The following is a 24,729-nucleotide window of genomic DNA, read 5'->3' on the forward strand; positions in this document are numbered from 1 at the left end:
TCTTTTAATGTCCCCGCCCCCCCCCCCCCACACCCCCCCACAGGCGGGGGGCCGGTTCTGTTGTTAACCCGCCCCGGGCGGGGCGCCGGGGGGGCCGGGTCCTCCCCCGGCCCGCACGGCTACGGGCGGATGATCGCCATCCGGGTGACGGTGAACTCCTCGATCGCGAAGCGCGGGCCCTCCCGGCCGATGCCGGAGTCCTTGACGCCGCCGTAGGGCATGTTGTCCGCGCGGAAGCCCGGCACCTCGTTGACCACGACGCCACCCGCCTCGATCCGGTCGATCGCGGCGAACGCCGTGGCCAGGGAGGTGGTGAAGACGGAGGCGTGCAGGCCGTAGCGGGAGCGGTTGACGACGGCGAAGGCCTCGTCCAGGTCCGCCACCGTACGGACGCAGACGACGGGGCCGAAGATCTCCTCGTCCCAGGCGGCCACGCCGTCGGGAACGTCGGCCAGCAGCGTCGGCACGATCTCCCGGCCCGCCCGCCGCCCGCCGGTCACCAGGCTCGCGCCCGCGTCCACGGCCGCCTCCACCCACTCCAGCACGCGCGCCGTCGAACGCTCGTCGATCAGCGGCGCGACCCGCGTCTCCGGCTCACGGGGATCGCCGGTGACCACGCTCTTCATGCGTTCGGCCAGCAGCGGCAGGAACCGGTCCCTGACCCGCTCCTCGACGAGCACCCGCTGCACCGAGATGCACGCCTGCCCGGAGGCGTAGTAGCCGCCGCGCACCACCGCGTCCGCCGCGGCCTCCAGGTCGGCGTCGGCGGCGACCACCAGGGCGGCGTTGGAGCCGAGTTCGAGCACGACCTTGGTCGGGGCGGCGTTGCGGGCGATGGCGTGCCCGGCCGCCGCCGAGCCGGTGAAGGAGACCGCGCCGATCCTGCGGTCCTCGACGAGCGTACGGCCGACCTCGACGTCACCCGTGACCAGCTGAACCGCGGCCGCGGGCAGCGCGCCGGTCTCCCGCAGCAGGTGGACCAGCCAGAGTGTGGCCAGCGGGGTGGCGGGCGCCGGTTTGACGATCACCGGGCAGCCCGCCGCGACCGCCGGGGCGATCTTGTGGGCGGCCAGGAGCAGCGGGTAGTTGAAGCCGGTGATGCCGACCACGACGCCGATCGGCCGCCGGGTCCAGAACCCCGTCAGCCCCTCGCCGGAGGGCAGCAGGTCCAGCGGCACGGTCTCGCCGTGCAGCCTGGCCACCTCCTCGGCGGCGGTGGCCAGCGTGACGATCGTCCGCGCCACCTCGACCCGGCAGTCGACCAGCGGCTTGCCGGTCTCCAGCACGAGCAGCCGCTCGAACTCGGCACGCCGCGCCACCAGCGCGTCGTGCGCGCCCATCAGCGCGGTACGGCGGGCGTGCGAGGGCACCCGGGCCATGGCGGGCGCCACGGCCAGCGCCTCCTCCACCGCACGGGCGGCCAGTTCGGCCGTGCCCAGCGGCGCGGCGGCCACCACGCCGCCGTCGTAGGGGAAGACGATCTCGGTGGTGTCCTGGACGGGCGCCCAGCCCGCCCCCACCGGCAGTCCGCTCGGCCAGTTCATGGTCGTTCCTCCCGTGGGAGCCGGGCGCTGGGAAAGACGTCGAGGTAGGCGGGCGCCTCCGGGCGGCCGGTGGCGGCCAGGACGGCGTGAGCCACGGCGCGGCTGAAGACGTCGGCCCCGGCGGCCAGGACGTCCTGCAGCTCCGCGCTCGACGGCTCGGATCGGGCGACGGTGGACAGGCCGAAGATCGTGTCGCCGTCGACCATGGTGTGGGCGGGGCGGATCGCGCGGGCCAGCCCGTCGTGCGCCACTCCGGCGAGCTTGCCGCACTGGGCCTTCGACAGCGCGGCGTCGGTGGCCACGACGCCGATGGTGGTGTTGAAGCTGGTGACCTTCACCGGCCGCCAGGCTTCCGCCTCCCGCGCGGACGGCGGCCCGAGGCGGCCGAACTCGCCGGGCAGGCCGTAGCGGGCGCCCGCCAGCAGGCCGCCGGAGGGGTCGAGGACCGATCCGGCCGCGTTCACCACGGCCAGGGCGGCCACGGTGACGCCGGAGCCGAGAACGGCGCTGGCGGTGCCGACGCCGCCGGCGAGACCGCCCGCCACCGCGCCGGTGCCCGCGCCGACGGAGCCGTTGCGCGCCTCGTCCGCCGAGGCGGCGTCGTAGGCGGCGGCGCCCAGTTCGGCGGCGGGCGTGGCGCGGAAGTGGCCGCCCCTGCCCAGGTCGTAGATGACGGCCGAGGGGACGATCGGGACGACGCCGCCCTCCACCGGGAAGCCGGTCCCGGCGTCGGCCAGGCGGTCCATGACGCCGCAGGCCGCACTGAGCCCGTACGCGCTGCCGCCGGTCAGGACGACGGCGTGGACCCGCTCGACCAGGTTGCGGGGGTCGAGCAGCTCGGTCTCGCGGGTGCCGGGGGCGGCGCCGCGCACGTCCACCCCGGCCACCGCGCCCTCGCCCGGCGGCAGGATCACGGTGGTCCCGGTCCGATAGCCGCCGCCGACGCGCTGCGCGTGCCCGACCCGGATGCCCGGGACGTCGGTGAGCGCGTTGAGCGGCCCCGGCTTCACGCGGGTTCCCCGGTCAGGAAGCGGCGGGCGGCCTCGGCGAACACGCGGGCGCACCGGACGATCTCCTCCACCTCGACGAACTCGTCGGCCTGGTGGGCGATCCACTTGCCGCCGGGGCCGTACACCACCGAGGGGACGCCGCCCCAGTGGGTCAGGACGGTGCCGTCGGTGGAGCCGGGCACGCCGCCGTAGACCGGCTCCTGCCCGGTGACGGCGCGGTGGGCGGCGGCGAGGGCGGCCACGACGGGGTCGTCCACGGGGACCTCGACCGCGGGCCGGTCCACCAGGATGGCGACCTGCGCGGCGATCCCGGTGAACGCGGCCAGCTCACCGACCCGGGCGGCGATCTCGGCGTGCGACATGCCCGGCAGGGTCCGTACGTCCACGAAGACCGAGGCCGCCACCGGGATGACGTTGACCTGCTCCTCGCTGCCCGCGCGGGCCACGGTGGGCGTGACGTACACGTGGCCGAGGTGCTCGTGCTCGGGGAAACGTTTCTGCAGCTCGTCCTGGTAGGCGCCGAGGGCGACGATGAGCGCGCCGGCGGCCGGGATCGGGTTGCGGCCGTGCTGGGGCATCGCGCCGTGCGCCATCTTGCCGGTGAAGTCCACCCGCAGGCGCAGCGCGCCCTTGGCCACGGCGCAGATCTCGCCCGCCTCGGGCTCGGCCACGATCGCCCCGTCCACGTCCGCGGCCAGCCCGGAGTCCACGAAGTGGTGGACGCCGAGCATCAGCCCCTCCTCGTCGGCCAGCGCGCACACCTTCACCCGGCCGGGGAACGGTCCAGCGAGCTGCAGCGCGCGTACCGCGTAGAGGGTGGCGGCCAGGCCGGACTTCATGTCGGCGCTGCCGCGCCCCCACAGCCGGCCGTCGCGGATCTCGCCGCCGAACGGGTCGACGGTCCACTCGGCCAGGTCGCCCTCGGTCACCACGTCGGTGTGGCCCTCGAACATGAGCGTGGGTCCGGGCAGCCCGCCCTCGACCACGGCGACCACGTTGGGACGGCCGGGCGCGGCCTCGGAGATCTGCGGCTCCCAGCCCCACGAGCGCATCTTCGCGGCGACGAGTTCGGCGGCGGGCAGCTCGTTGCGCCCGCGCGCCGGGTCGTTCGTGCTGGGCACGCGTACCAGCGCCTGGGTGAACTCCACCACCCCCACAGCGTCGATCTCGATCACAGAAGTCCCTCCAAGGTGGGTACGGCCTGCAACAACGTGCGGGTGTAGGGGTGTTTGGGCCCGGCCCAGACCTCGTCCACGGCCCCGCTCTCCACGATCTCCCCCTCGCTCATCACCGCGACGCTCTCGCAGACGTGCCTGACCACGGACAGGTCGTGGGAGACGAACACCAGCGTGAGGCCGTGCGCGTCGATGAGGTCGGCGAGCAGGTTGAGGATCTGGCCGCGTACCGAGACGTCGAGCGCGCTGACCGCCTCGTCGGCGACGAGCACCTTCGGGGCGGGCGCGAGCGCGCGGGCGATGGCGATGCGCTGGCGCTGGCCGCCGGAGAACTGGTGCGGGTAGCGCTCGGCCGCGGCGGCGGGCAGCCCGACCTCCTCCAGCAGTTCGGCGACCCGGGCGCCGACCGGCAGTCCCTGCGCGACCAGCGGCTCGGCGACGATGTCGCGTACCCGCATGCGGGGGTCGAGGGAGCTCATCGGGTCCTGGAAGACGATCTGCAGGTCGTTGCGCAGGAAGCGAAGGTCGCGGCGGCCGACGATCTCCTGCCCGGCGAACCTGATCGAGCCGCTGGTGGGCCGGTCGAGCCCGCACAGCAGCCGCAGCAGCGTCGACTTGCCGGAACCGGACTCGCCGACGATCCCGTAGCGCTCGCCGCGGGCGACGCTCAGCGAGACGCCCTTCAGCGCGTGCACGGCCTCGCCCGGCCTGGTGAGGGAAGTCCGCGGGCGGCGGTAGACGCGGGTGAGGTCGCGGGCCTCAATCACCGGGGTGCCAGCAGGCATAGCCATGGGCCTCTCCTGTCAACGCCGGTTCGGTCTCGCACTGGGGGCTGGCGTAGGGGCAGCGGTTGCGGAAGACGCAGCCTTCGGGGAACGCCCCGGCCGACGGCACACTGCCCTTGATCGTGGGCAGCCGGGTGCCGCGCGGGGTCAGGCGGGAGGCGTCGAGCAGGCCTTCGGTGTAGCGGTGGCGGGGGCGGGTGAAGACCTCGCGCATGGGGCCCGACTCGACCACGCGGCCGCCGTACATGACCAGGACGCGCTCGCACATCGCCGCCACCACCGCCAGGTCGTGGGTGATGAACAGCAGCGCCGGGGCCACCTCGGCGATCAGGTCCAGCATCTGCTTCTGCACCGTCACGTCCAGCGCGGTGGTCGGCTCGTCGCAGATGAGCAGGTCGGGCTCGTTGGCCAGGGCGATGGCCAGCATGACGCGCTGGCGCTGGCCGCCGGAGAGCTGGTGGGGGTAGGCGCGGGCGATCTGGGCGGGGTGCGGGAGCCGTACCCGGTCCAGGAGGTCGAGCGTGCGGGCGCGGGCGGCCGCGCGGTCGCGGCCGTGCAGGGTCATCACCTCCGACACCTGCGCGCCGACCCGCATGAGCGGGTTGAGCGCGGTCATCGGCTCCTGGAAGACCATCGACACGGTACGGCCGCGCAGCCCCTTGAGCCGCTTCTCCGGCACGCCGAGCAGCCGGTGCCCGCCCAGGACGGCGGTGCCTGAGGCGCTGACGCCCTCCGGAAGCAGTCCCATGAGCGACAGCGCGGTGAGCGACTTGCCCGAACCCGACTCGCCGATGAGCCCGACCCGCTCGCCGGGGGCGATGTCGAAGGAGACCTCCCGCACGAGTTCGAGCTCCCCGGCGCGCACGGAGAGCCCCTCAACGCTCAGCACGAATCCTCCTCAGCTTCGGGTCGAGATAGTCGCGCAGGCCGTCGCCGAGGAGGTTGAAGCCGAGGACGGCCAGCGCGATCGCCAGGCCCGGCCACAGGGCCAGGCGGGGCGTGGAGAAGAGCAGTTCCTGCGACTCCTGGAGCATGCGCCCCCACGACGGGGTCGGCGGGCGGGTGCCGAAGCCGAGGAACGACAGGGCCGCCTCGGCCAGGATCGCGATGGCGAACGACACCGACGCCTGCACGATGAGCATCGAGGCGATGTTCGGCAGCACGTGCCGCCCGGCGATCGCCATCCGGCCGCGCCCGGCGGCCCGCGCGGCCAGGATGTAGTCGGTGACCATGACCTGCATGGTCGCGGCGCGCGCGACGCGGGCGAAGGCGGGCACGGTGGCCACGCCGATGGCGATCATCGCGGTGAGCGTGCCGGCCCCGTAGACGGCGCCGAGCATGACCGCGAGCAGCAGCGCGGGGAAGGCGAAGACGAGGTCGTTGACCCGCATGACCAGCTCCGACAGCCAGCCGCGCGGGGTCATCCCGGCGACCATGCCGAGCGGGGTGCCGATCAGCGCGGCGATGCCGACGGCCACGATGCCGACGTACAGGGTGGTGCGGGCGCCGACCATGAGCTGGCTGAAGGTGTCGCGGCCGAACTTGTCGGCGCCGAGCGGGTTGCCGCCGCCGGGTTCACGGAGCTTCCTGGCGGCGTCGACGAGGGTCGGGTCGTGCGGCGTCCACACGAACGAGACGAGCGCGGCGACCACCACGAGGGCGACCAGCGTGCCACCGGCGATCAGCGCGGCGTTCATCCTGCCTCTCATCGCGCACCTCGCAGCCGGGGGTCGAGAGCGGCGTAGGCCAGGTCGACCACGAAGTTGATGAGCAGCACCGCGACCACGAGCACCATGACCACGCCCTGGACGAGCAGGAGGTCGCGGCCGGCCACGCCGTTCAGGAGCAGGTCGCCGAGGCCCGGGATGACGAAGACGCGCTCGACGACCACGGCGCCGATGAGCAGCGTCGCCAGCTGGAGGCCGAGCACGGTGACGACGGGGATGGAGGCGTTGCGCAGGCCGTGCCGCCACAGGGCGCCCATGCGGCCGCGGCCCTTGGCGCGGGCGGTGCGCAGGTAGTCCTCGCGCATGACGTCGAGCACCGACGAGCGGACGTAGCGGGTCAGGACGGCGCCCTGCACCAGGCCCAGCGACAGCCACGGCAGCAGCAGGCTCAGCAGCCATTGCGTGGGGTCCTCTGCCATGGGCACGTAGCCGCCCGAGGGCAGGGCCTGGGCCTTCACCGCGAAGACGAACACCAGCAGGATGCCGGCCAGGAACGCCGGGATGGCGATGCCTACCTGGCTGAAGGCGCTGATCGCGGCGCCGAGCGGGTTGCGGTGGTGCACGGCGGCGAAGGTGCCGGCCGGGACCGCCACCAGCAGCGCGATGACCATGCCGCCGGTCACGAGCACCGCGGTGACCGCCAGCCGCTCGCCGATCTGCGGGCCGATGGGCGAGCTGGTCACGTAGGAGGTGCCGAAGTCGCCGGTGACCAGGCCGCCGAACCAGTCGAGGAACTGGGTGACGGGCGGCCGGTCGGTGCCGTACTGCTCGCGCAGCTGGGCCACGGCCTCCGGGGTGGCGTTGACGCCGAGCGCGATCTCGGCCGGGTCGCCCGGCAGCAGCGCCATGAAGGCGAAGACGACCACGCCGGCGACGGCGGTGCTCGCCAGGAGCACCGCCAGCCGCTTGGCCAGGTAGACGATCACTGCTTGGCGAGTCCGGTGAAGTCGAAGGACTCGGCGATGGCGTTCTTCGGCAGGCCGGTGACGCCCTTCTTGGCGACGATGAGGTTCGGGAAGAGGAAGAGCCAGTCGGCGGCGGCGTCGTCGGACAGCAGCTTGGCCGCCTGCTTGAGCTTGTCGGTCTGATCCTGCTCGGTACCCTTGTCGGCCTCGGCGAGCAGCTTGCCGAACTCGGGGTTGTCGTAACGGAAGTAGTACGACTTGTCGGCGAAGATGCCCATGTCGCGGGGTTCGACGTGGTTGATGATGGACAGGTCGTAGTCGCCCTGCTTGAACACCACGTCCAGCCAGCGGGCCGGGAACTCCAGCGGCTCGATGTCGGCGGTGATGCCCACCTGCGCGAGCTGCGACTTGACCACCTGGGCGCTCGCCACCGCGTACGGCAGGTTGGGGATGCGCATCTTGACGTTGTAGGTCTTGCCGCCGAGCAGTTCCCTGGCCTTGTTCACGTCGTGCGGGTAGTCGCCGGTGCGGTCCTCGTACCACGGGTCCGTGGGCGGGACCATGGTGCCGATGAGCTGGCCCCTTCCGGCCCAGGCGGTGTCCAGGAGCGCCTTGTGGTCGAGGGCGTGGCGTACGGCCTGCCGTACCTTCTTGTCGTTGAACGGCGGGCGGCCGTTGTTGAGGGAGAGCACGACCTCCCCGTTGGTGGTGCCCTCGACCGTCTGGAACCGGTTGGGGTCGGCGAACTGCTGCAGCGACTCGGGGGCCTGGACGCTGGAGATGACGTCGATGCCGCCGGTCAGCAGCGCGTTGTTCATCGCCGTGGCGTCCTTGAAGTACTTCAGCGTGACGCCGGGGATGGCGGGCTTGGTGCCCCAGTACGTGCCGTTGGCGGTGAGCTGGATGGAGTCGCCGCGCTTCCAGCCGCCGAGCTGGTAGGGGCCGGTGCCGACGGGCTTGTTGGCGAGGTCGGCGACGCCCGTCCTGCTGAACATGGCGCCGAGGCGGGTGGCCAGCGCGTAGAGGAAGCCGTTGCTCGGCTGCTTGAGCGTGACGACGGCGGTGGTGTCGTCCTTCTTCTCCACCTTGTCGATGACGTCGAGCTGGGCCTTGATCTTCAGCTTCCAGTCGGACTTCACGCGGTCGAAGGAGAAGACGACGTCGTCGGCGGTGAAGGGGGCGCCGCTGCTGAAGGTGACGCCCTTGCGCAGGGTGAAGGTGTAGGTCTTGCGGTCCGGGGAGATCTCCCACTTCTCCGCGAGGAGCGGGACGATCTTGCCGTCCTGGTCGAGCTTGACCAGGCCCTCGTAGACGTTGACCAGCAGCGCCTGCGGGATCGCGGCGCCCTCGGTCGCGGTGAAGTCGAGGTTGGCCGGTTCCGCCACGAACCCGACCGACAACGACTCCTGCTTCGCCGCCGTGTTCCCGCCCGTCTGCCCGCCGCCACCGCCGCCGCAGGCAGTGGCCAGCAGGAGACCGCCGGCGGCGATCATGGTCCCGATTCGCCTCATGTTCAACAGCCTCCTGGCTAGTGCACTGGTCGGACCAGTAGGCTACGCACACTGCCAGTCCTCAACTGCTCGGGTCAAGGGGGCTCTTCCATGGGCGGACCACGGTTTGAACCGGTGCGCACCGTCCGCGCGTACGAGCGCATCGTCGAGCAGATCGAGGAGGCCGTCGAGACCGGCACGCTCACCCCGGGACACCGGCTGCCCAGCGAGCGGGACCTGATGGCGCAGTTCTCCGTCAGCCGCTCGACCGTGCGCGAGGCGCTGCGCGTGCTGCAGGCCCGCGGGCTGGTCCGCTCCCGGCCCGGGGACCCCAACGGGGCCGAGGTGCTGCCGTTCACCCCGGCCGCGCTCCACAAGTCGCTGACCACGCTGGCCCGGGTGGACCAGCTGTCGCTGGGCGAGCTGATCGGGTTCCGCATGACGCTCGACTCCGCGGCCAACCTGCTGGCGGCGCGGCTGCGTACCGAGGCGCAGCTGGCGGAGATGGACGCGGCGATCACCGCGATGCGGGCCGCCGCCGAGACCGGCTACGACGCGTTCAGCGCGGCCGACGTCGCCTTCCACGACGCCGTGGCCAGGGCCAGCGGCAACAAGCTCATCCAGATCTGCACCGACGTGGTGCGCTCGATCGTGCTCAACCTGATCGAGGAGAAGATCGCCGCCGCGCCCGACCAGGACGGGCTGATGCGGCAGAGCATCGGCCACCACGAGGAGGTCCTGGCCGCGGTGCGGGCGGGCGACGGGCCGCTGGCGGCCCGGCTGTCGCGGCAGACCATGTACGACTACTACGTCGGCTACGTGCCCGCCGCGGAACGCGCCGCGCTGCGCGCCCTCCTGGACTGACCGGCGGCCCGGCAGGGTGTTAGGTTGCAGCCGTGACGAGTGAGGACGGGCTGACGGAGGCGTTCCTCCGCGAGCACCGTCGTTACACCAGCCACCAGGTCGCCGAGATGGCCGGGGTGCCCGTCTACCGTGCGCGCAAGTTCTGGCGCGCGCTCGGCTTCGCCAACGTCGCCGACGACGCGGTCGAGTTCACCGACTCCGACGTCGAGGCCCTGCGCACGCTGCTCGGCATGGTCAGCAGAGGCCTGTACGACGAGGGCCACGTGCTGCTCATGGCCCGTTCGCTGGGCCGGGCGACCGCGCGGCTGGCCGAGTCGCAGGCCGAACTGGGCGCCGAGGAACTCGACCAGGCGGGCGTACCGCTGGCCGACCGGCCGCGCGCGTGGACGCGCCGGGCCAGGCGGGTGGTGCCCGACCTGGAGAAACTGCTGGTCTACGCCTGGCGCAGGCAGCTCGCCGCCGCGGCCGGCCGCATGGTCGAGCAGGAGAAGACCGCGGTACGCCTGGCCGTGGGCTTCGCCGACCTCGTCGGGTTCACCCGGCTGAGCAGGCAGATCTCCGAGATCGAGCTGGCCGCGCTGGTCGACGAGTTCGAGGGCAGGTCGGCCGACGTGGTCACCTCGACCGGCGGCCGGGTGATCAAGACGCTGGGCGACTCGGTGCTGTTCGTCTCGGGCAAGGCGCACGACGCGGCGGAGATCGCGCTGCGGCTGCTGGCCGCCCACGCCAAGGTACGCGGCATGCCGGAGCTGCGCGTGGGCCTGGCGGTGGGACCGGTCATCGGCCGCATGGGTGACGTGTTCGGCACCACGGTCAACCTCGCCAGCAGGCTGACCGCCCTGGCGCACCCCGGGACGATCCTCGCCGACCCGGACATCGCCGAGGAGCTGACCGGCGACCGCGCCTTCCGATTGGTCCCGGTCGACCGGCTCACCGTGCGCGGGCTGGGCGAGCTGGTGCCGTTCACGGTCAAGCGGGCGCTGTGACCTCGCCCTTGACGCACAGCAGGTTGCCCTCGCGCAGCGTCGTGACGTGGAAGCCGGCCGCGGCCAGCGCGCCGCCCGCCTTCTCCGCCAGTTCCTCCGTGCGTCCCGGCGGCTCGTAGAAGACGTAGAGCGCGCCCCGCCCGGTCAGGGCGTTCCTGATGAGGGCGAGTTCGCCGGCCGGTGAGCGGGTCCAGAAGAGGTTGACGTTGACCGCGAACACCTTGTCGTAGCCGCCGTCGCCGATGCCGTCCTCAAGCGCCCCGAGGCGGAAGACGGCCAGGCCGGCGTCGAGGTGGCGCCGGTTGCGCAGCTCGGCCGCCTTGATCGCGGTCGCGGAGCGGTCGAGCGCGGTCACCCGCGCGCCCCGGTCGCAGAGCAGCTCGGCGGCCACGCCGCGGCCACATCCGATCTCGAGGATCCGCTCCCCCGGGCGCACGTCGAGGGTGTCCACCGCCCATGTCAGCCGTGCCGGAATCGCCATGAACTCCATCCTGCCCCAGGGCAACCGGCCCGCCGTCCGATGCGTCAGTACGGTCGACAGGCGACAACCCGAGAGGCCCATCAGGTGGCAGACAGATCGATGTTTCATGATTTCGTGGCCGCGCGGTCGGACCACCTCCTCCGCACCGCCTACCTGCTGACCCACGACTGGGCGCTGGCCGAGGACCTGCTGCAGGAGGCGCTGGCCAAGGCGTGGTTCGCCTGGCCGAGGGTGGAGGAGCCGGAGCCGTACGTGCGCCGGGTCATCGTCACCACCTTCACCTCCTGGTGGCGGCGGCGCTGGCGGCGCGAGCTGCCCAGCCACGACCTGCCCGAGACCGCGCACCCCGACGCCACCGGCGGATTCGACGAGCACGACTCGCTGTGGCGGGCGATCCGGCGGCTGCCGGCCAGGCAGCGGGCGGTGATCGTGCTGCGCTTCTACGAGGACCTGTCGGTCGCGGAGACGGCCCAGGCCCTCGGCTGCGAACCGGGCACGGTCAAGAGCCAGACGGCCAAGGCCCTGGCCAAGTTGCGGGTGGACGAATCGATCGTGAAGGAGTTGCAGCGATGACCGTGCAGGACCTGCGTGAGGTGCTGCGGGAGCGCGGCGCCGCCGCGCCGCCGCCCAACCCGGCCCGCCGTACCCAGGTCGAGGCCCGCATCCGCCGCAGGCGGCTGCGCAGGACCGCGGTGGCGGGCGGCGCGATCGCGGCCGCCGTCGCGCTCACCGCCACCCTTCTCCCCGGTACGGCGCGGCCGCCCGCCCCGGCGGTGGCCGCCAAGCCCGAGCTGCCCGAGACCTTCGTCTCCGCCGACGGCACCGAGTACCGCAAGGTGGCCGCCACGACCGTGGTCACCCCGGGCAAGAAGAAGGTCACCGTGACGGTCCCGCTGACCGGCAACCCCATCGACCTGGCCGCCAGTTGTACGGGCACGGCCCGGGGGAGCATCGCGCCCTCGGTCGGCGCCGCCGGGCTGCCGCCGCAACACGGCCTGCAAGACTGCTCGAAGGAGAGGCAGGTGCTCGGCCTGCGGATGCCGAAGGGCACCGGCACGGCCGAGGTCGTCATCGATCCCGTGTTCCGCGGCAAGGGCTGCATCCGGACGAAGGAGAGCGCGCCCTGTGAGCCGCCGAAGTTCGAGCGGAGCGTCTGGTCACTCGCCTTCTACGAGTGGATCCCGCCCACGCGTCCGGTGGTTCCCGAAGCGCCGCGCGCCCTGCCGGAAAGCCTGGGCGCGATGAAGCTGAGCAAGACCGAGTCGGGAACCTGGCCGGAGCAGGACACCATCACCTTCCGCACGAGCGGCCGCAGGGTCGGCATCGAGAAGATCTGCACCGGCGAACTGGCCCAGCGGCTGTCGTTCGAGGTCTCCGTCAACGGCAGGGACACCGGCGTCAGCGGCAGTTGCGCCGTCTGGAAGCAGGGCGACTTCCCCTGGGCGATGGGGCTGCACACCCTGCCGAAGGGCAAGATCTCGACCGTCACGCTCAAGCTGCGCATGGAAGGCGGCGGCCACCCCAACCGGCCGGTCCGCTGGTCGGTGGGGCTGTACCGGAAGTAGGAAATCTTTCCGGCCGTCAGGTGTTACAGCAAGAGTGACTCGTTACTCGATCCTTGACCGCTCGCTCGTCCGCACCGGACAGGATCCGGCGCGGGCGCTGCGGGACACAATCGAGTTCGCCCGGCGGGCGGAGGAGCTGGGCTACCACCGTTTCTGGGTCTCCGAGCACCACAGCGTGCCCGGGGTGGCCGGTTCCGCGCCGACCGTGCTGGCCGCCGCCGTCGCGGCGGCCACCTCGCGCATCAGGGTCGGCACCGGCGGCGTCATGCTGCCCAACCACCGGCCGCTGGTGGTGGCCGAGCAGTTCGGCGTGCTGGAGTCGCTGTACCCGGGGCGCGTCGACATGGGGCTCGGCCGTTCCGTGGGGTTCACCGGCGGCATCCGCAAGGCGCTGGGGCACGGGCTGGCCGACGCCGACGACTTCGGGCTGGCCGACGCCGACGACTTCGGCGAACGGCTGGAGGAACTGCTCGGCTTCTTCACCGGCAAGCAGCAGGTCCATCCGGGCGTGCACGCGTATCCGGCGGAGGGGCTGCGGCCGGAGGTGTTCGTGCTGGCGATGGGCGCCGGCGCCGACATCGCCGCCGAGCACGGGCTGCCCATGGTGATCGGGAACGGCGCCCGGATGACGGAGGCGGTCGGGCGTTACCGGGCCGCGTTCCGGGCGTCGGAGTGGGCGGCGCGGCCGTACGTGATGGTGGCGGCGAACGTGGCGGTCGGCGAGACGGCGGCAGCGGCGGCGTACCTGCAGGTGCCGGAGGCCTGGGCGACGGCGGTGTCACGGACGCGCGGCGCGTTCCCGCCCCTTTCTCCGGCGGCGGAGATCCTCGCCGCGGAGATGAGCGAACGGGAGCGGGGGTACCTGGAGGAGGCGCGGGCCGGGCAGATCCACGGGACGGCCGGGGAGGTGGCGCTGGCCCTCGACGACCTGGTGGAGCGGTCGGGGGCCGACGAGGTGCTGGTCACGATGAACACCTACGACCTGGACGAGCGCCTCGACTCCTATACGAGGCTGGCGCGCCTGTAGGCGTCACCCGAGATGGGCGCTGCGGGGTCGCGCCCATCTCCGCGGTTCAGGGCCCGAGGGCCAGAGCGACCTGCGCGAGGAGCACCACGGCCAGCGCGCCCAGCGCGACGGTGGCGATCAGGACGAGAACGATGCGCAGGAGGAAGGAGACTGCCTTCGCCACCTGGCGGACGGCGAAGAGCATCGCCCAGAGCGAGGCTATCGCGAGGAGTGAGAGCAGACCGCGGGCCGCTGCCACTCCCTCTGGGCTGGCGGTGGTGAGGAGGATTACGGTTGTCATGGAGTTCCCCGGTGGTTGACGCGCCGATGGGGCCTTACGAGTGCGGGCACTCCTGGAGATCGTCTGCCCCGACCCGGGAGTGCCTGCGTGATCGCAGGGGGTGCTGTGCCCGCGTCTGACTGATGCGGGGCGGTGCGCGGGATCTGTTCATGGTTAACCTTTACCTAATCTTCACTTCTTCTCCTGAAGGAAGAATTCCCCTGCTGACGGCGCGAAAAACCTGCGCGGGCGGGGTCTGTGGCTCTAGGATGACGCGCACGCCAGTGAACTGGCCAAACGAACTACTCGCATCTGGACGCCAGTAGATGTTTACTTGGAGACTGAAGTTCAGATGAAGGGTGTTTCCTGATGGAACCGATGGACGACGCCGTCCGGGTTCTGGCGCAACGGCTGAAGTCGCTCCGCACCCGGCGCTGGCCGGAGGTGAGGATCACGCAGCCGATGCTGGGCGAGGCCCTGGCCAAGGGCGGCAGACCGCTCAGCTCCGGCCTGATCAGCTCCTGGGAGTCCGGCACGACGCCGAAGACGCCCCCGCTCGCGCGCCTCGACGACTACGCCACCCTGTTCTGCACCCCGCGTTCGATCAAGGACGGCACACTGCGCCTGCTGCCGGTCTCCGAGCTGACCGCCGAGGAGCTCGCCGAGCGCGGGCGGATCCGGGCCGACCTGCTCAGCCTGCGCAACGACGCGGTGCACGAGCCGGCCGGCGCGACCGCCAACCCGTGGGACTTCCGCGACGAGCGGCCGATCACCATCATCTGCGGCAGCCTGCCGGCCGACCTGACCGCGAGCCTGAGCAAGTACGTCGACCCCGACGACCCCGACTACATGGACCTCTACACCTACGCCGACATCGACGCCCTCTTCGAGCTCCACGGCCACCTGCGCGCGCTCAACCCGGCCAGCACGGTCCGCCGCCGCAGGGTCGACACCGTCTCGCCGACCGAGGACTTCGCCGGACACGTCGTGCTGCTCGGCGGCGTCGACTTCAACCCGCGCACCGCCGACGTGCTGGCCGACCCCGCGATGCCGGTCAAGCAGGTGGCCGAGTGGGGCGCGGGGCGCGTCTACTTCGAGGTCGGCGAGGAGCACTACCCGCCGACGCTGGAGCGGGGAGCCGACGGGCGGGAGATCCTGCTCGAGGACGTGGCCCACTTCTACCGCGGCCCCAACCCGCTCTACCAGAGCGGCACGCTGACCATGTGCAACGGCATGTTCGGGCGCGGCACCCTCGGCGCCGTGCGCGCGCTGACCGATCCGGCCCTGGCCGAGGCCAACAGCGAGTACCTCAACACCCGCTTCGCCGGGCAGGAGAGCTTCAGCCTGATCACCCGGGTCCTCGTCATGGGCGGCGCCGTGCTCACCCCCGACTGGCGCCTTTCCGGCAACGTGCTCCACGAGTGGCCGGAGAACCAGGGGTGACCCGGAACCACCACGGCTCACACCGGCACCTCCTGGCGTCCGCGCCGCGGCCCGCCGGGACCGCGCGGGTCGATGCGATCATCGTGCCGACCGTGCGGCCGCCGGCGTACCTGCGGGACGCGGCGGCGGTGGCGGAGCGGCTCGACTGCCCGCTGGTCACGTTGTCGAGCGGGCGTTACACCTCGGCGGCGCGGACCATGCGCGGGCTGGGCGAGCTGGGCGTGGAGCTGGTCGCCATCGAGCTGTCGCGGCACAAGCCGCTGCCCGCGCCCTTCCACGGCCCGGAGTTCCCGCGTTCCACCCCGCTCGACTGCCGCGCCGACACCGCCGCCAAGCGCAACGTCGGCATGGTGCTGGCCACCATGGCCGGCTGGGAGAACGTCGTCTTCCTCGACGACGACATCGTGGTGCCCGATCCTGACGACCTGTCGGGGGCGGCGGCGCTGCTGGGTTCCTACGACCGGGTGGCGCTGACGCTCGGCGGCTTTCCCGACAACTCGGTGGTGTGCCACGCCTACCGCGACAACGGCGGCGCCGACCAGGCCACCTTCGCCGGGGCGGGCGCGATGGCCGTGGCGGCGGCCAAGGCGCCGGCCTACTACCCGGCCGTCTACAACGAGGACTGGTTCGACCTGCTCGGCGACGACGGCATGCTCCGGCCCACGGCGAGCGTCGGCGCCGGGCTGCAGCGGGAGTACGACCCCTACGGCACGCCGGAGCGGGCCAGGCGCGAGGAGTTCGGCGACGTGCTCGGCGAGGGCCTGATGTGGCTGCTCGACTCGGGTGTCTCCTGGCAGGCGGCGGACGTGGACCACTGGCGGGAGGTGCTGCGGCGGCGCCGCAGGCTCGTCGAGGACCTTCTGCTCAGGGAGCGCAGGGCGGCGGCGCGGGCCGCGCTCCTGGCCGCCCGCGAGCAGCTCAAGCTCATCAAGGCGCGCGTGTGCCACCGCTTCGTGGAGGACTGGGCCGTCGCCAGGAAGAGCTGGCAGGCCCATCTCGACACGCTGCCGGCCGGGCTGACGACGGCGCGGGCGTGCGAGCGGTTGCGGGAGCGCCATCCGGAGCTGACCGTGCACCACCACGAGCGGCGTCCGGCCGCCTACACGCTCGGCGACCCACCCGGTACGGCCGCGCCGTACGCGGTCCGCATCCCCCGTCCCGAGGGCGGGCTGGTCAGGTTCGAGCCGCTCACCGAGGCCGGCATCCCCGCCCTCGTGGCCTCCTTCGGGCAGCGGCCCTACTTCGTGCGCGCCCTGGCCAGGCAGGAGAGCGGTCACGGCGTCCTGCTGATCGCCTGGGACCGCGAACGGGCCGTGGGCACCGTCTACATCTGGCTGGACAAGGCGGAGGAGAAGCGGCTGCGGCGCCGGCTTCCGGGTACGCCCTTGCTCATGCACCTCGATCTGTTGCCCGAATACCGCGACACCGGGTTCGGCACCATGCTCGTCTACGTGGCCGAGCAGAAGCTCATCGAACGCGGCCACTCCACCGTCGCGCTCGGCGTCGATCCGGACAACCAGCAGGCGTACCGGCTGTATCTGCGCCTGGGCTACCGCAAGTGGAAGCACTCCCCGCTGCCGACGACCGAAGAGATCCTCCACGAGGACGGGACAAGCGAGCGCAAACCAGACAGATGTCACATTCTTTTCAAGACTCTTTCTCCGTTCCCGTCATCATTGCGATGATGGGAGCTTCGTGGGAAAGAGGCTTCTTTGTCACCTGATCATCACGGCTCACATCGCAAGCTGCTCTCCTCCCGAACCGCTCCCGCGCGTACGGGGCGGATCGACGCCATCGTCATCCCGACGGCGCGCCCGCCCGCCTTCCTCGACCACGCCGCCGACCTGGCCCGCCGGCTCGGCTGTCCCGTGGTCGCCCTGTGCAGCGGCCCTCGCACCGGCGCCGCCCCGGTACGCCGCCGCCTGCCCTGGGTGATCGCCGCCGACTTCCCCGGGCCGGAGCAGCTCCGGTTACCCGACTTCGCCACCTCCCGCGTCCTGCCCCACTCCTTCCAGCGCTCCGGCGACCTGGCGGCCAAGCGCAACGCGGGGCTGCTGCTGGCCAGGATGATGGGCTGGCGCAACCTCGCCTTCCTCGACGACGACATCGTGGTCTCCTCCCCCGGCGACCTGTGCTCGGCCGCCGCCCTGCTGGACGAGCACGGCGCGGTGGCGCTGTCGGTCTCCGGCTACCCGGACAACTCGGTGGTCTGCCACGCCTACCGCGACGTCGGCGGCGACCAGGACACCTTCGTCGGCAGCGGCGCGCTGGTCGTGGACACCGCGCGGGCGAGCTCCTTCTTTCCCGACGTGTACAACGAGGACTGGTTCTTCGTCCTCGAAGTGGCCCGGCTCGGGGTGACGGGCCAGATGTGGCAGGCGCCGTACGATCCTTACGAGAGCCCGGAGCGCGCCCGCGACGAGGAGTTCGGGGACGTGCTGGCCGAGGGCATCTTCTGGCTCCTGGACGACGAGCGTCCGGTGAGCGAGGCGGACCTGGAGCACTGGCGGACGTTCCTGCGCCGGCGCAGAAGCTTCATCGAGCACATCCACGGTCGCCTGGACCAGGCGGACGCGGCCAAGCGGGGGCCGATGGAGGAGTCGCTGCGCGCGGCGCTCGGCCGGCTGGCCCGCATCACACCGGAGCTGTGCGTGCGCTACCTGGACGCCTGGCGCGAGGACCTGCGGGTGTGGCGCGACCACCTGGGTGACCTGCGCCCGGCCGGATCGGTGGAGGAGGCACTCGGCTCCCTGGGCGTCACCAACCTGGTCACCGACCTCAGCACCCGCTGATCGTGGGCGAAAACCGGTTGTTCGCACCGCGAGCCGCCGCGCATGATCAGACATGGATGTCACGCCTGAACTCCACGCCTACTACGAGCGGGACAAGGAACATCTGCGGCTGCGTGCGGGCCGTGAGCGGCTGGAGCTCTGGCGCACCCAGGACGTGCTGCGCCGCGTGCTGCCTCCGCCGCCCGCCCGTGTCCTGGACGTTGGTGGCGGCCCGGGGATCCACGCCGAGTGGCTGTCGGGTGACGGCTACGAGGTGACGGTGGTCGATCCGATCCCCCTGCATGTGGAACGGGCCGCCCGACTGCCCGGCGTCACGGCGGTGGCCGGTGACGCCCGGCGGCTGCCGTACCCTGACGCCGCCGTGGACGCGGTGCTGCTTCTCGGGCCGCTCTACCATCTGGCTGAGCGCGCCGACCGGGTGCGGGCGCTGCGCGAGGCCCGCCGCGTGGTACAGCCGGGCGGACCTGTGGCCGCCGCCACCATCAACCGCCACGCGGCCGTGCTCGGCACGATCTGCCTCGGCCACTACCTGCGCGAGCCGGAACGGCGGGCGGCCCATGCCGCGGCGGCCGACGGCGTCATGCTCTCCCCGGGAGCCGGGTTCACCGCCTACTTCCACGATCCGGACGAGGTGCCAGGGGAGTTCGCCGACGCCGGTCTGCGCGATCCGGTCAGGTACGGGGTGGAAGGGGCGTTCTGGCTCTACGGCGACATGGACGACTGGCTCGACGACCCGTGGCGCAGGGAGCTCGTGCTCGACGCCCAGCGGTCGATGGAGACGGAGCCGACGCTGCTCGGTGTCTCCGGGCACATGCTCACCGTCGGCGTGGGCTGAGTAGGGGCTACTCATGCCGTCCCCGCCGCCCTCGCCCAGGCTGTGCCCATACCTTCGGAAAGGCGGAAGTGATGGGCGACAGATACGTGGTGCTGCGCGACCTGACCCGGACGTTCACCGCGGGTCCGCTGGAGGCGCGGCGGACCGGTGGCGGGCCCGGTGAGCCGCATCTGGAGACGCTCGACCTCAGCAAGCGGGAGGCCCGCGCGCTGGCGGCGGAACCGGGTGTGGCGGCCCTGGCCCCGGCGATGCCGATCGGCCTGCCGATCGACGTGGACGGCGACGAGCCGCCCGCCCCCACCGATGTCACGTGGGGTGTCGCGGCGGTCGGGGCCCCGGGCTCCAGCAGGACCGGCGAGGGATCGCTGGTCGCGGTGCTGGACTCGGGCATCGACGCGGGGCACACGGCGTTCGCGGGGATGGAGCTCGTGCAGAAGGACTTCACCGGCGACGGGAACGGCGACAAACGCGGCCACGGTACGCACGTGGCGGGCACCGTGTTCGGGCGGCCGGTGGAGGGCATCAGGATCGGCGTCGCCCCGGGCATCGGGAAGGCGCTCATCGGCAAGGTCATCAGGGACTCCGGGGGCGGGACCACGGACGCGCTGCTCGAAGCCATTCTGTGGGCCGCGCGGCAGGGCGCGGACGTGATCACGATGTCGGTGTCGTTCGCGTTCACCAAGGCCGTCGAGGAGGACGTGGCCGAGGGGCTGCCGGTCTTCCTGGCCACGGCGCGGGCGCTGGAGGCCTACCGGGCCAACCTGCGGTTGTTCGACTCGCTGATGCGGATGCTGGCCGAGCGTTCCGCCGTGGACAAGGGCACGCTGGTCATCGCGGCCTCCGGCAACTCGAGCATGCGGGAGGTGAACCCGGCGTTCGAGGTGGGGGCCGAGCTGCCGTCGGCGGCCGACGGGGTTCTGGCGGTGGGCGCGTTGCAGAAGGTGGACGGGCTGCTGGACGTGACCCGGTTCTCCAACACCTTCGCCGACGTGTGCGCGCCGGGCAAGGACGTGTTCTCGGCCCGGCTGGGCGGCGGGCTGTCGGCCAAGAACGGGACCAGCATGGCGGCTCCGCACGTGGCGGGGGTCGCGGCGCTGTGGTGGGAGGAGCTGCGCGACGCGCTGCCGTCCGCCTCCGTCGCGCGCGCCTCGATGGTCACCAACCGGCTGCTGGCCGCGGCCACCGGCACGGGGTTCGTACCGGACGCCGACATCGCCGACATCGGCGCGGGCCTGGCACTCTGCCCGCCGTAATACCCACTAGTTTAGGGGATATGACCACGGATCAGCATGGACTGGCGACCACGGGATCCGGCGCCGCCGTCCGGCACTACGACCAGGCCGTCGACGCGCTGCTCCACTTCCAGATCGAGGTGGACGGGCACGCGGCGGCGGCCGTCGAGGCGGAGCCCGCGTTCGCGATGGGCCATGTGCTCCAGGCCTACCTCGGGCTGCTCACCACCGAGGCGGACGACGCCAGGGCGGCCCGCGAGCGCTTCGCGGGCTTCCGCGCCCGCGCCGACGAGAGCCTCCTGCTGCCGAGGGAGCGGGCACACGTGGAGGCGGTGCAGGCCCTGCTGGACGGTGACTTCCGCACCTGCGGGACCCGGCTGCAGGCGATCACCGAGGCGCACCCGCGCGACGCGCTCGCCCTTGCCGCCGGTCATCAGGTCGACTTCTTCACCGGAGACGCCCGCTCGCTGCGCGACCGGATCGGCGGCGCGCTGACCGGCTGGTCGGAGGACGACCGGCACTACGGGCACGTGCTGGGCATGTACGCCTTCGGGCTGGAGGAGGCGGGCCACTACGACCGCTCGGAGGAGGTGGGCCTGCGCGCGGTCGAGCTCAACGCCCGCGACGTCTGGGGCATCCACGCGGTCGTGCACACCTACGAGATGCAGGGCCGCTTCGGCCAGGGCGTGCGCTACATGGACGCCCGGCTGGACGACTGGTCCACCGGCACGTTCTTCAACGTGCACAACTGGTGGCACTACTCCCTGTACGCGCTCGAAGCCGGAGACACCGGGCGGGCCCTGGAGATCTACGACGCCGTGCTCGCCGGCGGCCAGGGCGCGATGGAGCTGCTGGACGCGGCGGCGCTGCTGTGGCGGCTCTACCTCGAAGGCGACATACGGCACGAGCGCTGGCAGGCCCTCGCCGACGCCTGGACCCCCAAGGCCGGCGAGGCCTTCTACGCCTTCAACGACATGCACGCCGTCATGGCCTACACCGGCTCGGGCCGCTTCCGGGAGGCGGACAAGCTGATCGCCGACCGGCAGCGCTACCTCGCCGAACCGCGCCCGGGGGTCACCAACCAGGAGATGACCGCCCGGGTCGGCCTGCCGGTCTGCCGGGCGATCGCCGCCTTCGGCCGCGGCGCGTACGAGACGGTGGTGGATCTGCTGTATCCGATCCGGCACCGGATCAACGAGTTCGGCGGCAGCCACGCGCAGCGCGACGCCGTGCAGAAGACCCTGCTGGAGGCGGCGCTGCGCGGCGGCCGCAGGGACGTGGCCAGGGTGCTGCTGAGCGAGCGCATCGGGGTGCGTCCGTGCAGCCCGTTCAACTGGCTCAAGCAGGGCGCGCTGGCCGAGCAGCTCGGCGAGCGCGCCGCCGCGGCCGCCGCCCGCCTCAAAGCCGATCAGCTGGTACGGCAGGCCTGACGCCGGGCCGCGCGGTGAGAGCGGCGGCTAGGGCGCCCGCACGGTGAGAACGGCCGCCGGCAACCCCCGCAAACCCCCGGGAATCTCGATATTTCCGGACGAGTCAACCTTGACCGGCCCGTCCTCCCACGACCCCGTGGCCCGCGCCGACTCCACCAGGTCCCCGGCCAAGGTGAACGCCCCGGCCCCCGGGTCCAGCACGATCACGTTGAGCGTGCCGTCGGGCCGCAGCGTGTAGCGCACCGGCTGACCGGCCGGTTCGGCGTGCCGTACCCAGGGACGGGTGCCGTAGACCGCACCGCCGAAGACCCGCAGCCACTCCCCCAGGAACCGCAGCCGCTCCACCTGATCCCCCGGCAGCGACCCGTCGGCGTGCGGCCCGATGTTGAGCAGCAGGTTGCCGTTCTTGGCGACGGTGTCCACCAGCAGGTGCACGAGCTCCTCGCGCCCGAGCAGGTGCCGCTCGTCCTCGGCCCGGTTGTAGCCGAACGACTGGCCGAGCCCGCGCGTCGCCTCCCACACCCACGGCGAGGTGCGCGACTCCGACTGGTACTCGCGCGTGCGGTAGCCGAGGTGCGCCACCCCCCACCGGTCGTTGACCACGCCGTCGGGCACGCGCGCGTAGTAGCGCTCGAAAAGCTCGCTCAGCCCGTACGGCCCGCCCGCCTTGGCCGAGTCCGGCCAGTCGATGTCGTTCCACAGCAGGTCGGGGGCGTGCCGGTCGACCAGCTCCGCCACCTGCTCGAAGGAGTGGCGGGCGAAGGCCTCGTCGTTGCGCCGCAGCGTGAACAGGTCGGTGAGCGAGCGGATCGGCGGGAAGTGCGAGACGTGCCAGTCGAGCGCGCCGGAGTAGTAGAAGCCGAGCCGCAGCCCGGCCGCCCTGGCCTGCTCGGCCATGGCGGCCATGAGGTCGCGGCGCGGGCCGCGGCGGACACTGTTGAACGGGGTGGTGGCGGTGTCCCAGAGGCAGAAGCCGTCGTGGTGCTTGGCCGTGGGCACGACGTAGCGGGCGCCGCACTCGGCGAACAGCCGCATCCATCCGGCCGGATCGAACGCCTCGGTGGTCCAGACGTCGGCGAGGTCCTCGTAGGAGACGCCCACGCCGTACCTGCGCTCGTGGAAGTCCTGCGCGGGCGAGCCGGGGATGCGGACGGTGTTGGCGTACCACTCGGCGTACTGGTGGTGGCTGTATTCGAGTTCCGCCGGCACGTTCTGCCCCGGCAGCCGGGGGCTGGCCCATCCGGGCACCGAGTACAGGCCCCAGTGGACGAACACCCCGAACTTGGCGTCCCTGAACCACGCGGGGACCTCCCGCGACGGGTAGGTGACGCCCAGGTCGGGCCCGACACGGCGGTCGAACTGCAGCAAGACCGATCCTTTCAGCGGCCGGCCAGGCCGGCGGTGGCGATGCCCTTGACCAGGTGCTTCTGCAGGGCGATGAGCAGCAGCAGGGTCGGCAGGATGGAGACGATGGATGCGGCCATGACCAGGTGCCACTGGTTGCCGTTCTGCCCGAAGAACAGTTGCAGGCCGAGCGGGACGGTGCCCCGCGCGCTCACGTCGTTGATCATGATGAGCGGCCACAGGAAGCTGTTCCAGTAGTTGATGAAGGTGAAGACGGCGAGCACGCCGAGCGCCGGCCGGGCCATCGGCAGCATGATCTGGGTGAAGATGCGCAACTCGCCGGCGCTGTCGATGCGGGCGGCCTCCTGCATCTCGCGCGGCACCGAGCGGAAGAACTGGCGCAGCAGGAACGTGCCGAACGCGGTGAACGCCCACGGGAAGATCAGCGCCTGGTAGGTGTCCACCCAGCCGAGCGACTGCATGAGGATGAACATGGGCACGACCAGCACTTCCTGCGGCACCATCAGTGTGGCCAGGAAGATCAGGAAGACGCCGTCGCGCCCGCGCCAGCGCAGCGCGGCGAAGGCGTAGGCCGACAGCGCGGAGGCGGTCAGCACCACGAGCGTGCCGACGCCGGCGACCAGCACCCCGTTGAGGATGTAGCGCTGGAAGGGCACGTAGGTGAAGACGTCGGCGAAGTTCTGCCAGCGGATCGAGGAGCCCACGAGCGAGCCGGGGTCGGAGAAGGTCTCCCCGGCCGGCTTCAGCGCGGTGGCGACGGCGAAGATCAGCGGGTAGAGGAAGGCCAGCGTGACCGCGGCCAGCAGGGCGTGCGAGACGGCGCTCTTCAGGGGGCTCTTAACTTTCATAGTGCACCCACCGCTTCTGGCCGAGGAACTGCACGAACGTGACGGCCAGGATGATCGCGAACAGCACCCATGCCGCCGCGGCGGCCAGGCCCAGGTCACGCGACTGGAAGCCGGCCTGGTAGACGTTCATGACGAGGGTCTCGGTGGCGTTGCCGGGACCGCCGGCTGTGAGGATGTACGGCTGCGTGAACACCTGCAGCGCGGTGATCACCGTCATCGTGGTGGCGAAGAACAGCGCGGGCGAGATCAGCGGCAACTGCACGCTCACCAGGCGGCGCAGGCCGGTGGCGCCGTCCAGCGACGCCGCCTCCAGCACCGGCTTGGGCATCTCGTTGATCGCCGCCGAGAACACGATCATGTTGTAGCCGAAGCCCTGCCACACGCTCATCGCGACCACCGACAGCAGTGCCGTACGGCCGTCGGCCAGCAGGTTCGGCTCGGTGCCGACGAGCTGGAAGAGCAGCTTGAAGATGACCGCGTTGGCCACCATCGGGGTGATCGCCGGGATGAAGAACAGCACCCGCCACAGGTTCTGCCAGCGCGAGTTGCTGATCCAGAAGGCCAGTCCGAGCGCGAGCAGGATGTTCAGCGGCACGTACAGGCCGGTGAAGACGAACGTGTTACGCAACGCGGCCAGGAAGTCGGGGTCCTCGCCGAACAGGTAGCGGAAGTTGTCGAGCCCGATGAACTCGCTGCCGCCCAGCATCGGCCAGTCGAAGAAGCTCATGACCACGGCCATGCCGACGGGGAACAGCGTGAACAGCCCGAGGCCGAGCACGCTCGGGGTGGCGAACCCGAGCGCGCTCCACGTCTCCCGAGTCCTCACTGGCCGCGCGCTCCCTGCTGCTGGATGGTGGCCAGGGCGTCCTTGGGCGCCTGGGCCCCGGTGTAGACCTGCAGGAAGTACTGGGCCATGAGCTTGTTGACGTTGTCCCAGTTCTTGGTGGTGAACAGCGGGGTGCCGCC

24 protein-coding genes are annotated in these 24,729 nt (G+C 71.9%); 11 read left to right on the top strand and 13 right to left on the bottom strand.

Features of this window, described 5'->3' with window-relative positions:
• Positions 1 to 119: 119 nt before the first annotated feature.
• The 8 genes from ACFWY5_RS36755 to ACFWY5_RS36790 are packed head-to-tail and all read right to left on the bottom strand — an operon-like array spanning position 120 to position 8,657.
• Positions 120 to 1,544 carry an aldehyde dehydrogenase family protein gene (locus tag ACFWY5_RS36755; RefSeq protein ID WP_379637497.1) on the bottom strand — a complete coding sequence of 475 codons (1,425 nt, stop codon included), beginning with the start codon at positions 1,542 to 1,544 and terminating at the stop codon, positions 120 to 122.
• Positions 1,541 to 2,554, bottom strand: coding sequence for a P1 family peptidase (locus ACFWY5_RS36760; protein ID WP_379637498.1), 1,014 nt, complete (start codon positions 2,552 to 2,554; stop codon positions 1,541 to 1,543). The genes ACFWY5_RS36755 and ACFWY5_RS36760 overlap by 4 nt, the downstream gene beginning before the upstream one ends.
• On the bottom strand, positions 2,551 to 3,729 hold the full coding sequence (locus tag ACFWY5_RS36765) for a M20 family metallopeptidase (protein WP_379617826.1): 1,179 nt from the start codon (positions 3,727 to 3,729) through the stop codon (positions 2,551 to 2,553). Before ACFWY5_RS36765 ends, ACFWY5_RS36760 begins: the two co-directional genes overlap by 4 nt.
• Positions 3,726 to 4,520: an ATP-binding cassette domain-containing protein gene (locus tag ACFWY5_RS36770; protein ID WP_379637499.1), complete on the bottom strand. Its 795-nt coding sequence runs from the start codon at positions 4,518 to 4,520 to the stop codon at positions 3,726 to 3,728. Before ACFWY5_RS36770 ends, ACFWY5_RS36765 begins: the two co-directional genes overlap by 4 nt.
• Positions 4,489 to 5,403, bottom strand: a complete 915-nt coding sequence (locus ACFWY5_RS36775; RefSeq protein ID WP_379637500.1) for an ABC transporter ATP-binding protein — start codon at positions 5,401 to 5,403, stop codon at positions 4,489 to 4,491. Before ACFWY5_RS36775 ends, ACFWY5_RS36770 begins: the two co-directional genes overlap by 32 nt.
• Positions 5,390 to 6,223: an ABC transporter permease gene (locus tag ACFWY5_RS36780; protein WP_379637501.1), complete on the bottom strand. Its 834-nt coding sequence runs from the start codon at positions 6,221 to 6,223 to the stop codon at positions 5,390 to 5,392. The genes ACFWY5_RS36775 and ACFWY5_RS36780 overlap by 14 nt, the downstream gene beginning before the upstream one ends.
• On the bottom strand, positions 6,220 to 7,167 hold the full coding sequence (locus ACFWY5_RS36785) for an ABC transporter permease (RefSeq protein ID WP_379637502.1): 948 nt from the start codon (positions 7,165 to 7,167) through the stop codon (positions 6,220 to 6,222). Before ACFWY5_RS36785 ends, ACFWY5_RS36780 begins: the two co-directional genes overlap by 4 nt.
• Positions 7,164 to 8,657 (bottom strand): ABC transporter substrate-binding protein, encoded by a 1,494-nt coding sequence (locus ACFWY5_RS36790; RefSeq protein ID WP_379637503.1) that lies wholly within the window; start codon positions 8,655 to 8,657, stop codon positions 7,164 to 7,166. Before ACFWY5_RS36790 ends, ACFWY5_RS36785 begins: the two co-directional genes overlap by 4 nt.
• Positions 8,658 to 8,771: 114 nt before the next feature.
• Between ACFWY5_RS36790 and ACFWY5_RS36795 the strand changes: the two genes are divergently transcribed.
• Both ACFWY5_RS36795 and ACFWY5_RS36800 read left to right on the top strand, forming a co-directional pair.
• Entirely contained in the window at positions 8,772 to 9,500 is a 729-nt protein-coding gene (locus tag ACFWY5_RS36795) for a FadR/GntR family transcriptional regulator (RefSeq protein WP_379637504.1), read from the top strand.
• A gap of 32 nt (positions 9,501 to 9,532) precedes the next feature.
• The gene (locus tag ACFWY5_RS36800; protein ID WP_184963621.1) at positions 9,533 to 10,486 is read left to right on the top strand and encodes an adenylate/guanylate cyclase domain-containing protein; all 954 of its coding nucleotides are present in this window, start codon (positions 9,533 to 9,535) and stop codon (positions 10,484 to 10,486) included.
• Here the strand turns inward: ACFWY5_RS36800 and ACFWY5_RS36805 are convergent.
• Positions 10,470 to 10,967, bottom strand: coding sequence for an SAM-dependent methyltransferase (locus ACFWY5_RS36805; protein WP_379617843.1), 498 nt, complete (start codon positions 10,965 to 10,967; stop codon positions 10,470 to 10,472). The genes ACFWY5_RS36800 and ACFWY5_RS36805 overlap by 17 nt on opposite strands.
• A 99-nt stretch (positions 10,968 to 11,066) precedes the next feature.
• Here ACFWY5_RS36805 and ACFWY5_RS36810 point away from each other — a divergent pair, with 99 nt between their 5' ends.
• From ACFWY5_RS36810 to ACFWY5_RS36820, 3 genes are read left to right on the top strand one after another with little or no spacing between them, the layout of a single operon-like run.
• Positions 11,067 to 11,540 carry a SigE family RNA polymerase sigma factor gene (locus ACFWY5_RS36810; RefSeq protein WP_379637505.1) on the top strand — a complete coding sequence of 158 codons (474 nt, stop codon included), beginning with the start codon at positions 11,067 to 11,069 and terminating at the stop codon, positions 11,538 to 11,540.
• Positions 11,537 to 12,532, top strand: a complete 996-nt coding sequence (locus ACFWY5_RS36815; protein WP_379637506.1) for a hypothetical protein — start codon at positions 11,537 to 11,539, stop codon at positions 12,530 to 12,532. The genes ACFWY5_RS36810 and ACFWY5_RS36815 overlap by 4 nt, the downstream gene beginning before the upstream one ends.
• A 34-nt stretch (positions 12,533 to 12,566) precedes the next feature.
• Complete coding sequence (locus tag ACFWY5_RS36820) at positions 12,567 to 13,559, top strand: LLM class flavin-dependent oxidoreductase (RefSeq protein ID WP_379637507.1); 993 nt, start codon at positions 12,567 to 12,569, stop codon at positions 13,557 to 13,559.
• Positions 13,560 to 13,605: 46 nt separating this feature from the next.
• On the opposite strand, the gene ACFWY5_RS36825 is transcribed toward ACFWY5_RS36820, so the two are convergent.
• Positions 13,606 to 13,839, bottom strand: a complete 234-nt coding sequence (locus ACFWY5_RS36825) for a hypothetical protein (protein WP_379617850.1) — start codon at positions 13,837 to 13,839, stop codon at positions 13,606 to 13,608.
• Positions 13,840 to 14,187: 348 nt separating this feature from the next.
• On the opposite strand from ACFWY5_RS36825, the gene ACFWY5_RS36830 reads away from it, so the two are divergent.
• The 6 genes from ACFWY5_RS36830 (at position 14,188) to ACFWY5_RS36855 (ending at position 21,550) form a co-directional block, all read left to right on the top strand.
• A complete protein-coding gene (locus tag ACFWY5_RS36830; protein ID WP_379617852.1) occupies positions 14,188 to 15,261 on the top strand; it encodes a hypothetical protein in 1,074 nt (357 codons plus the stop codon).
• On the top strand, positions 15,258 to 16,946 hold the full coding sequence (locus tag ACFWY5_RS36835; protein WP_379637509.1) for a GNAT family N-acetyltransferase: 1,689 nt from the start codon (positions 15,258 to 15,260) through the stop codon (positions 16,944 to 16,946). Before ACFWY5_RS36830 ends, ACFWY5_RS36835 begins: the two co-directional genes overlap by 4 nt.
• A gap of 27 nt (positions 16,947 to 16,973) precedes the next feature.
• Positions 16,974 to 18,053, top strand: coding sequence for a hypothetical protein (locus ACFWY5_RS36840; protein ID WP_379637510.1), 1,080 nt, complete (start codon positions 16,974 to 16,976; stop codon positions 18,051 to 18,053).
• A gap of 52 nt (positions 18,054 to 18,105) precedes the next feature.
• Positions 18,106 to 18,888 carry a class I SAM-dependent methyltransferase gene (locus tag ACFWY5_RS36845; protein WP_379637511.1) on the top strand — a complete coding sequence of 261 codons (783 nt, stop codon included), beginning with the start codon at positions 18,106 to 18,108 and terminating at the stop codon, positions 18,886 to 18,888.
• A gap of 71 nt (positions 18,889 to 18,959) precedes the next feature.
• Positions 18,960 to 20,141, top strand: a complete 1,182-nt coding sequence (locus ACFWY5_RS36850; protein WP_379637512.1) for a S8 family serine peptidase — start codon at positions 18,960 to 18,962, stop codon at positions 20,139 to 20,141.
• A 20-nt stretch (positions 20,142 to 20,161) separates the two neighbouring features.
• Positions 20,162 to 21,550 (top strand): tetratricopeptide repeat protein, encoded by a 1,389-nt coding sequence (locus ACFWY5_RS36855; RefSeq protein ID WP_379637513.1) that lies wholly within the window; start codon positions 20,162 to 20,164, stop codon positions 21,548 to 21,550.
• Between the two features lie 27 nt (positions 21,551 to 21,577).
• On the opposite strand, the gene ACFWY5_RS36860 is transcribed toward ACFWY5_RS36855, so the two are convergent.
• From ACFWY5_RS36860 to ACFWY5_RS36870, 3 genes are read right to left on the bottom strand one after another with little or no spacing between them, the layout of a single operon-like run.
• Positions 21,578 to 22,918 carry an alpha-L-fucosidase gene (locus tag ACFWY5_RS36860; protein ID WP_379637514.1) on the bottom strand — a complete coding sequence of 447 codons (1,341 nt, stop codon included), beginning with the start codon at positions 22,916 to 22,918 and terminating at the stop codon, positions 21,578 to 21,580.
• Between the two features lie 11 nt (positions 22,919 to 22,929).
• Positions 22,930 to 23,763, bottom strand: a complete 834-nt coding sequence (locus tag ACFWY5_RS36865) for a carbohydrate ABC transporter permease (protein WP_379617866.1) — start codon at positions 23,761 to 23,763, stop codon at positions 22,930 to 22,932.
• Positions 23,753 to 24,589, bottom strand: a complete 837-nt coding sequence (locus ACFWY5_RS36870) for a carbohydrate ABC transporter permease (protein WP_379617868.1) — start codon at positions 24,587 to 24,589, stop codon at positions 23,753 to 23,755. The genes ACFWY5_RS36865 and ACFWY5_RS36870 overlap by 11 nt, the downstream gene beginning before the upstream one ends.
• Positions 24,590 to 24,729 lie beyond the last annotated feature (140 nt).

This window comes from Nonomuraea sp. NPDC059007, from assembly GCF_042740555.1.
Taxonomy (GTDB): domain Bacteria; phylum Actinomycetota; class Actinomycetes; order Streptosporangiales; family Streptosporangiaceae; genus Nonomuraea.

Bases quoted from the DNA above. Each gene is read 5' to 3' on its own strand.
- ACFWY5_RS36755 (WP_379637497.1), bottom strand. From the start codon at position 1,544: ATGAACTGGCCGAGCGGACTGCCGGTGGGGGCGGGCTGGGCGCCCGTC.
- ACFWY5_RS36865 (WP_379617866.1), bottom strand. From the start codon at position 23,763: ATGAAAGTTAAGAGCCCCCTGAAGAGCGCCGTCTCGCACGCCCTGCTG.
- ACFWY5_RS36770 (WP_379637499.1), bottom strand. From the start codon at position 4,520: ATGGCTATGCCTGCTGGCACCCCGGTGATTGAGGCCCGCGACCTCACC.
- ACFWY5_RS36850 (WP_379637512.1), top strand. From the start codon at position 18,960: ATGGGCGACAGATACGTGGTGCTGCGCGACCTGACCCGGACGTTCACC.
- ACFWY5_RS36780 (WP_379637501.1), bottom strand. From the start codon at position 6,223: ATGAGAGGCAGGATGAACGCCGCGCTGATCGCCGGTGGCACGCTGGTC.
- ACFWY5_RS36855 (WP_379637513.1), top strand. From the start codon at position 20,162: ATGACCACGGATCAGCATGGACTGGCGACCACGGGATCCGGCGCCGCC.
- ACFWY5_RS36805 (WP_379617843.1), bottom strand. From the start codon at position 10,967: ATGGCGATTCCGGCACGGCTGACATGGGCGGTGGACACCCTCGACGTG.
- ACFWY5_RS36815 (WP_379637506.1), top strand. From the start codon at position 11,537: ATGACCGTGCAGGACCTGCGTGAGGTGCTGCGGGAGCGCGGCGCCGCC.
- ACFWY5_RS36810 (WP_379637505.1), top strand. From the start codon at position 11,067: ATGTTTCATGATTTCGTGGCCGCGCGGTCGGACCACCTCCTCCGCACC.
- ACFWY5_RS36845 (WP_379637511.1), top strand. From the start codon at position 18,106: ATGGATGTCACGCCTGAACTCCACGCCTACTACGAGCGGGACAAGGAA.
- ACFWY5_RS36790 (WP_379637503.1), bottom strand. From the start codon at position 8,657: ATGAGGCGAATCGGGACCATGATCGCCGCCGGCGGTCTCCTGCTGGCC.
- ACFWY5_RS36825 (WP_379617850.1), bottom strand. From the start codon at position 13,839: ATGACAACCGTAATCCTCCTCACCACCGCCAGCCCAGAGGGAGTGGCA.
- ACFWY5_RS36830 (WP_379617852.1), top strand. From the start codon at position 14,188: ATGGAACCGATGGACGACGCCGTCCGGGTTCTGGCGCAACGGCTGAAG.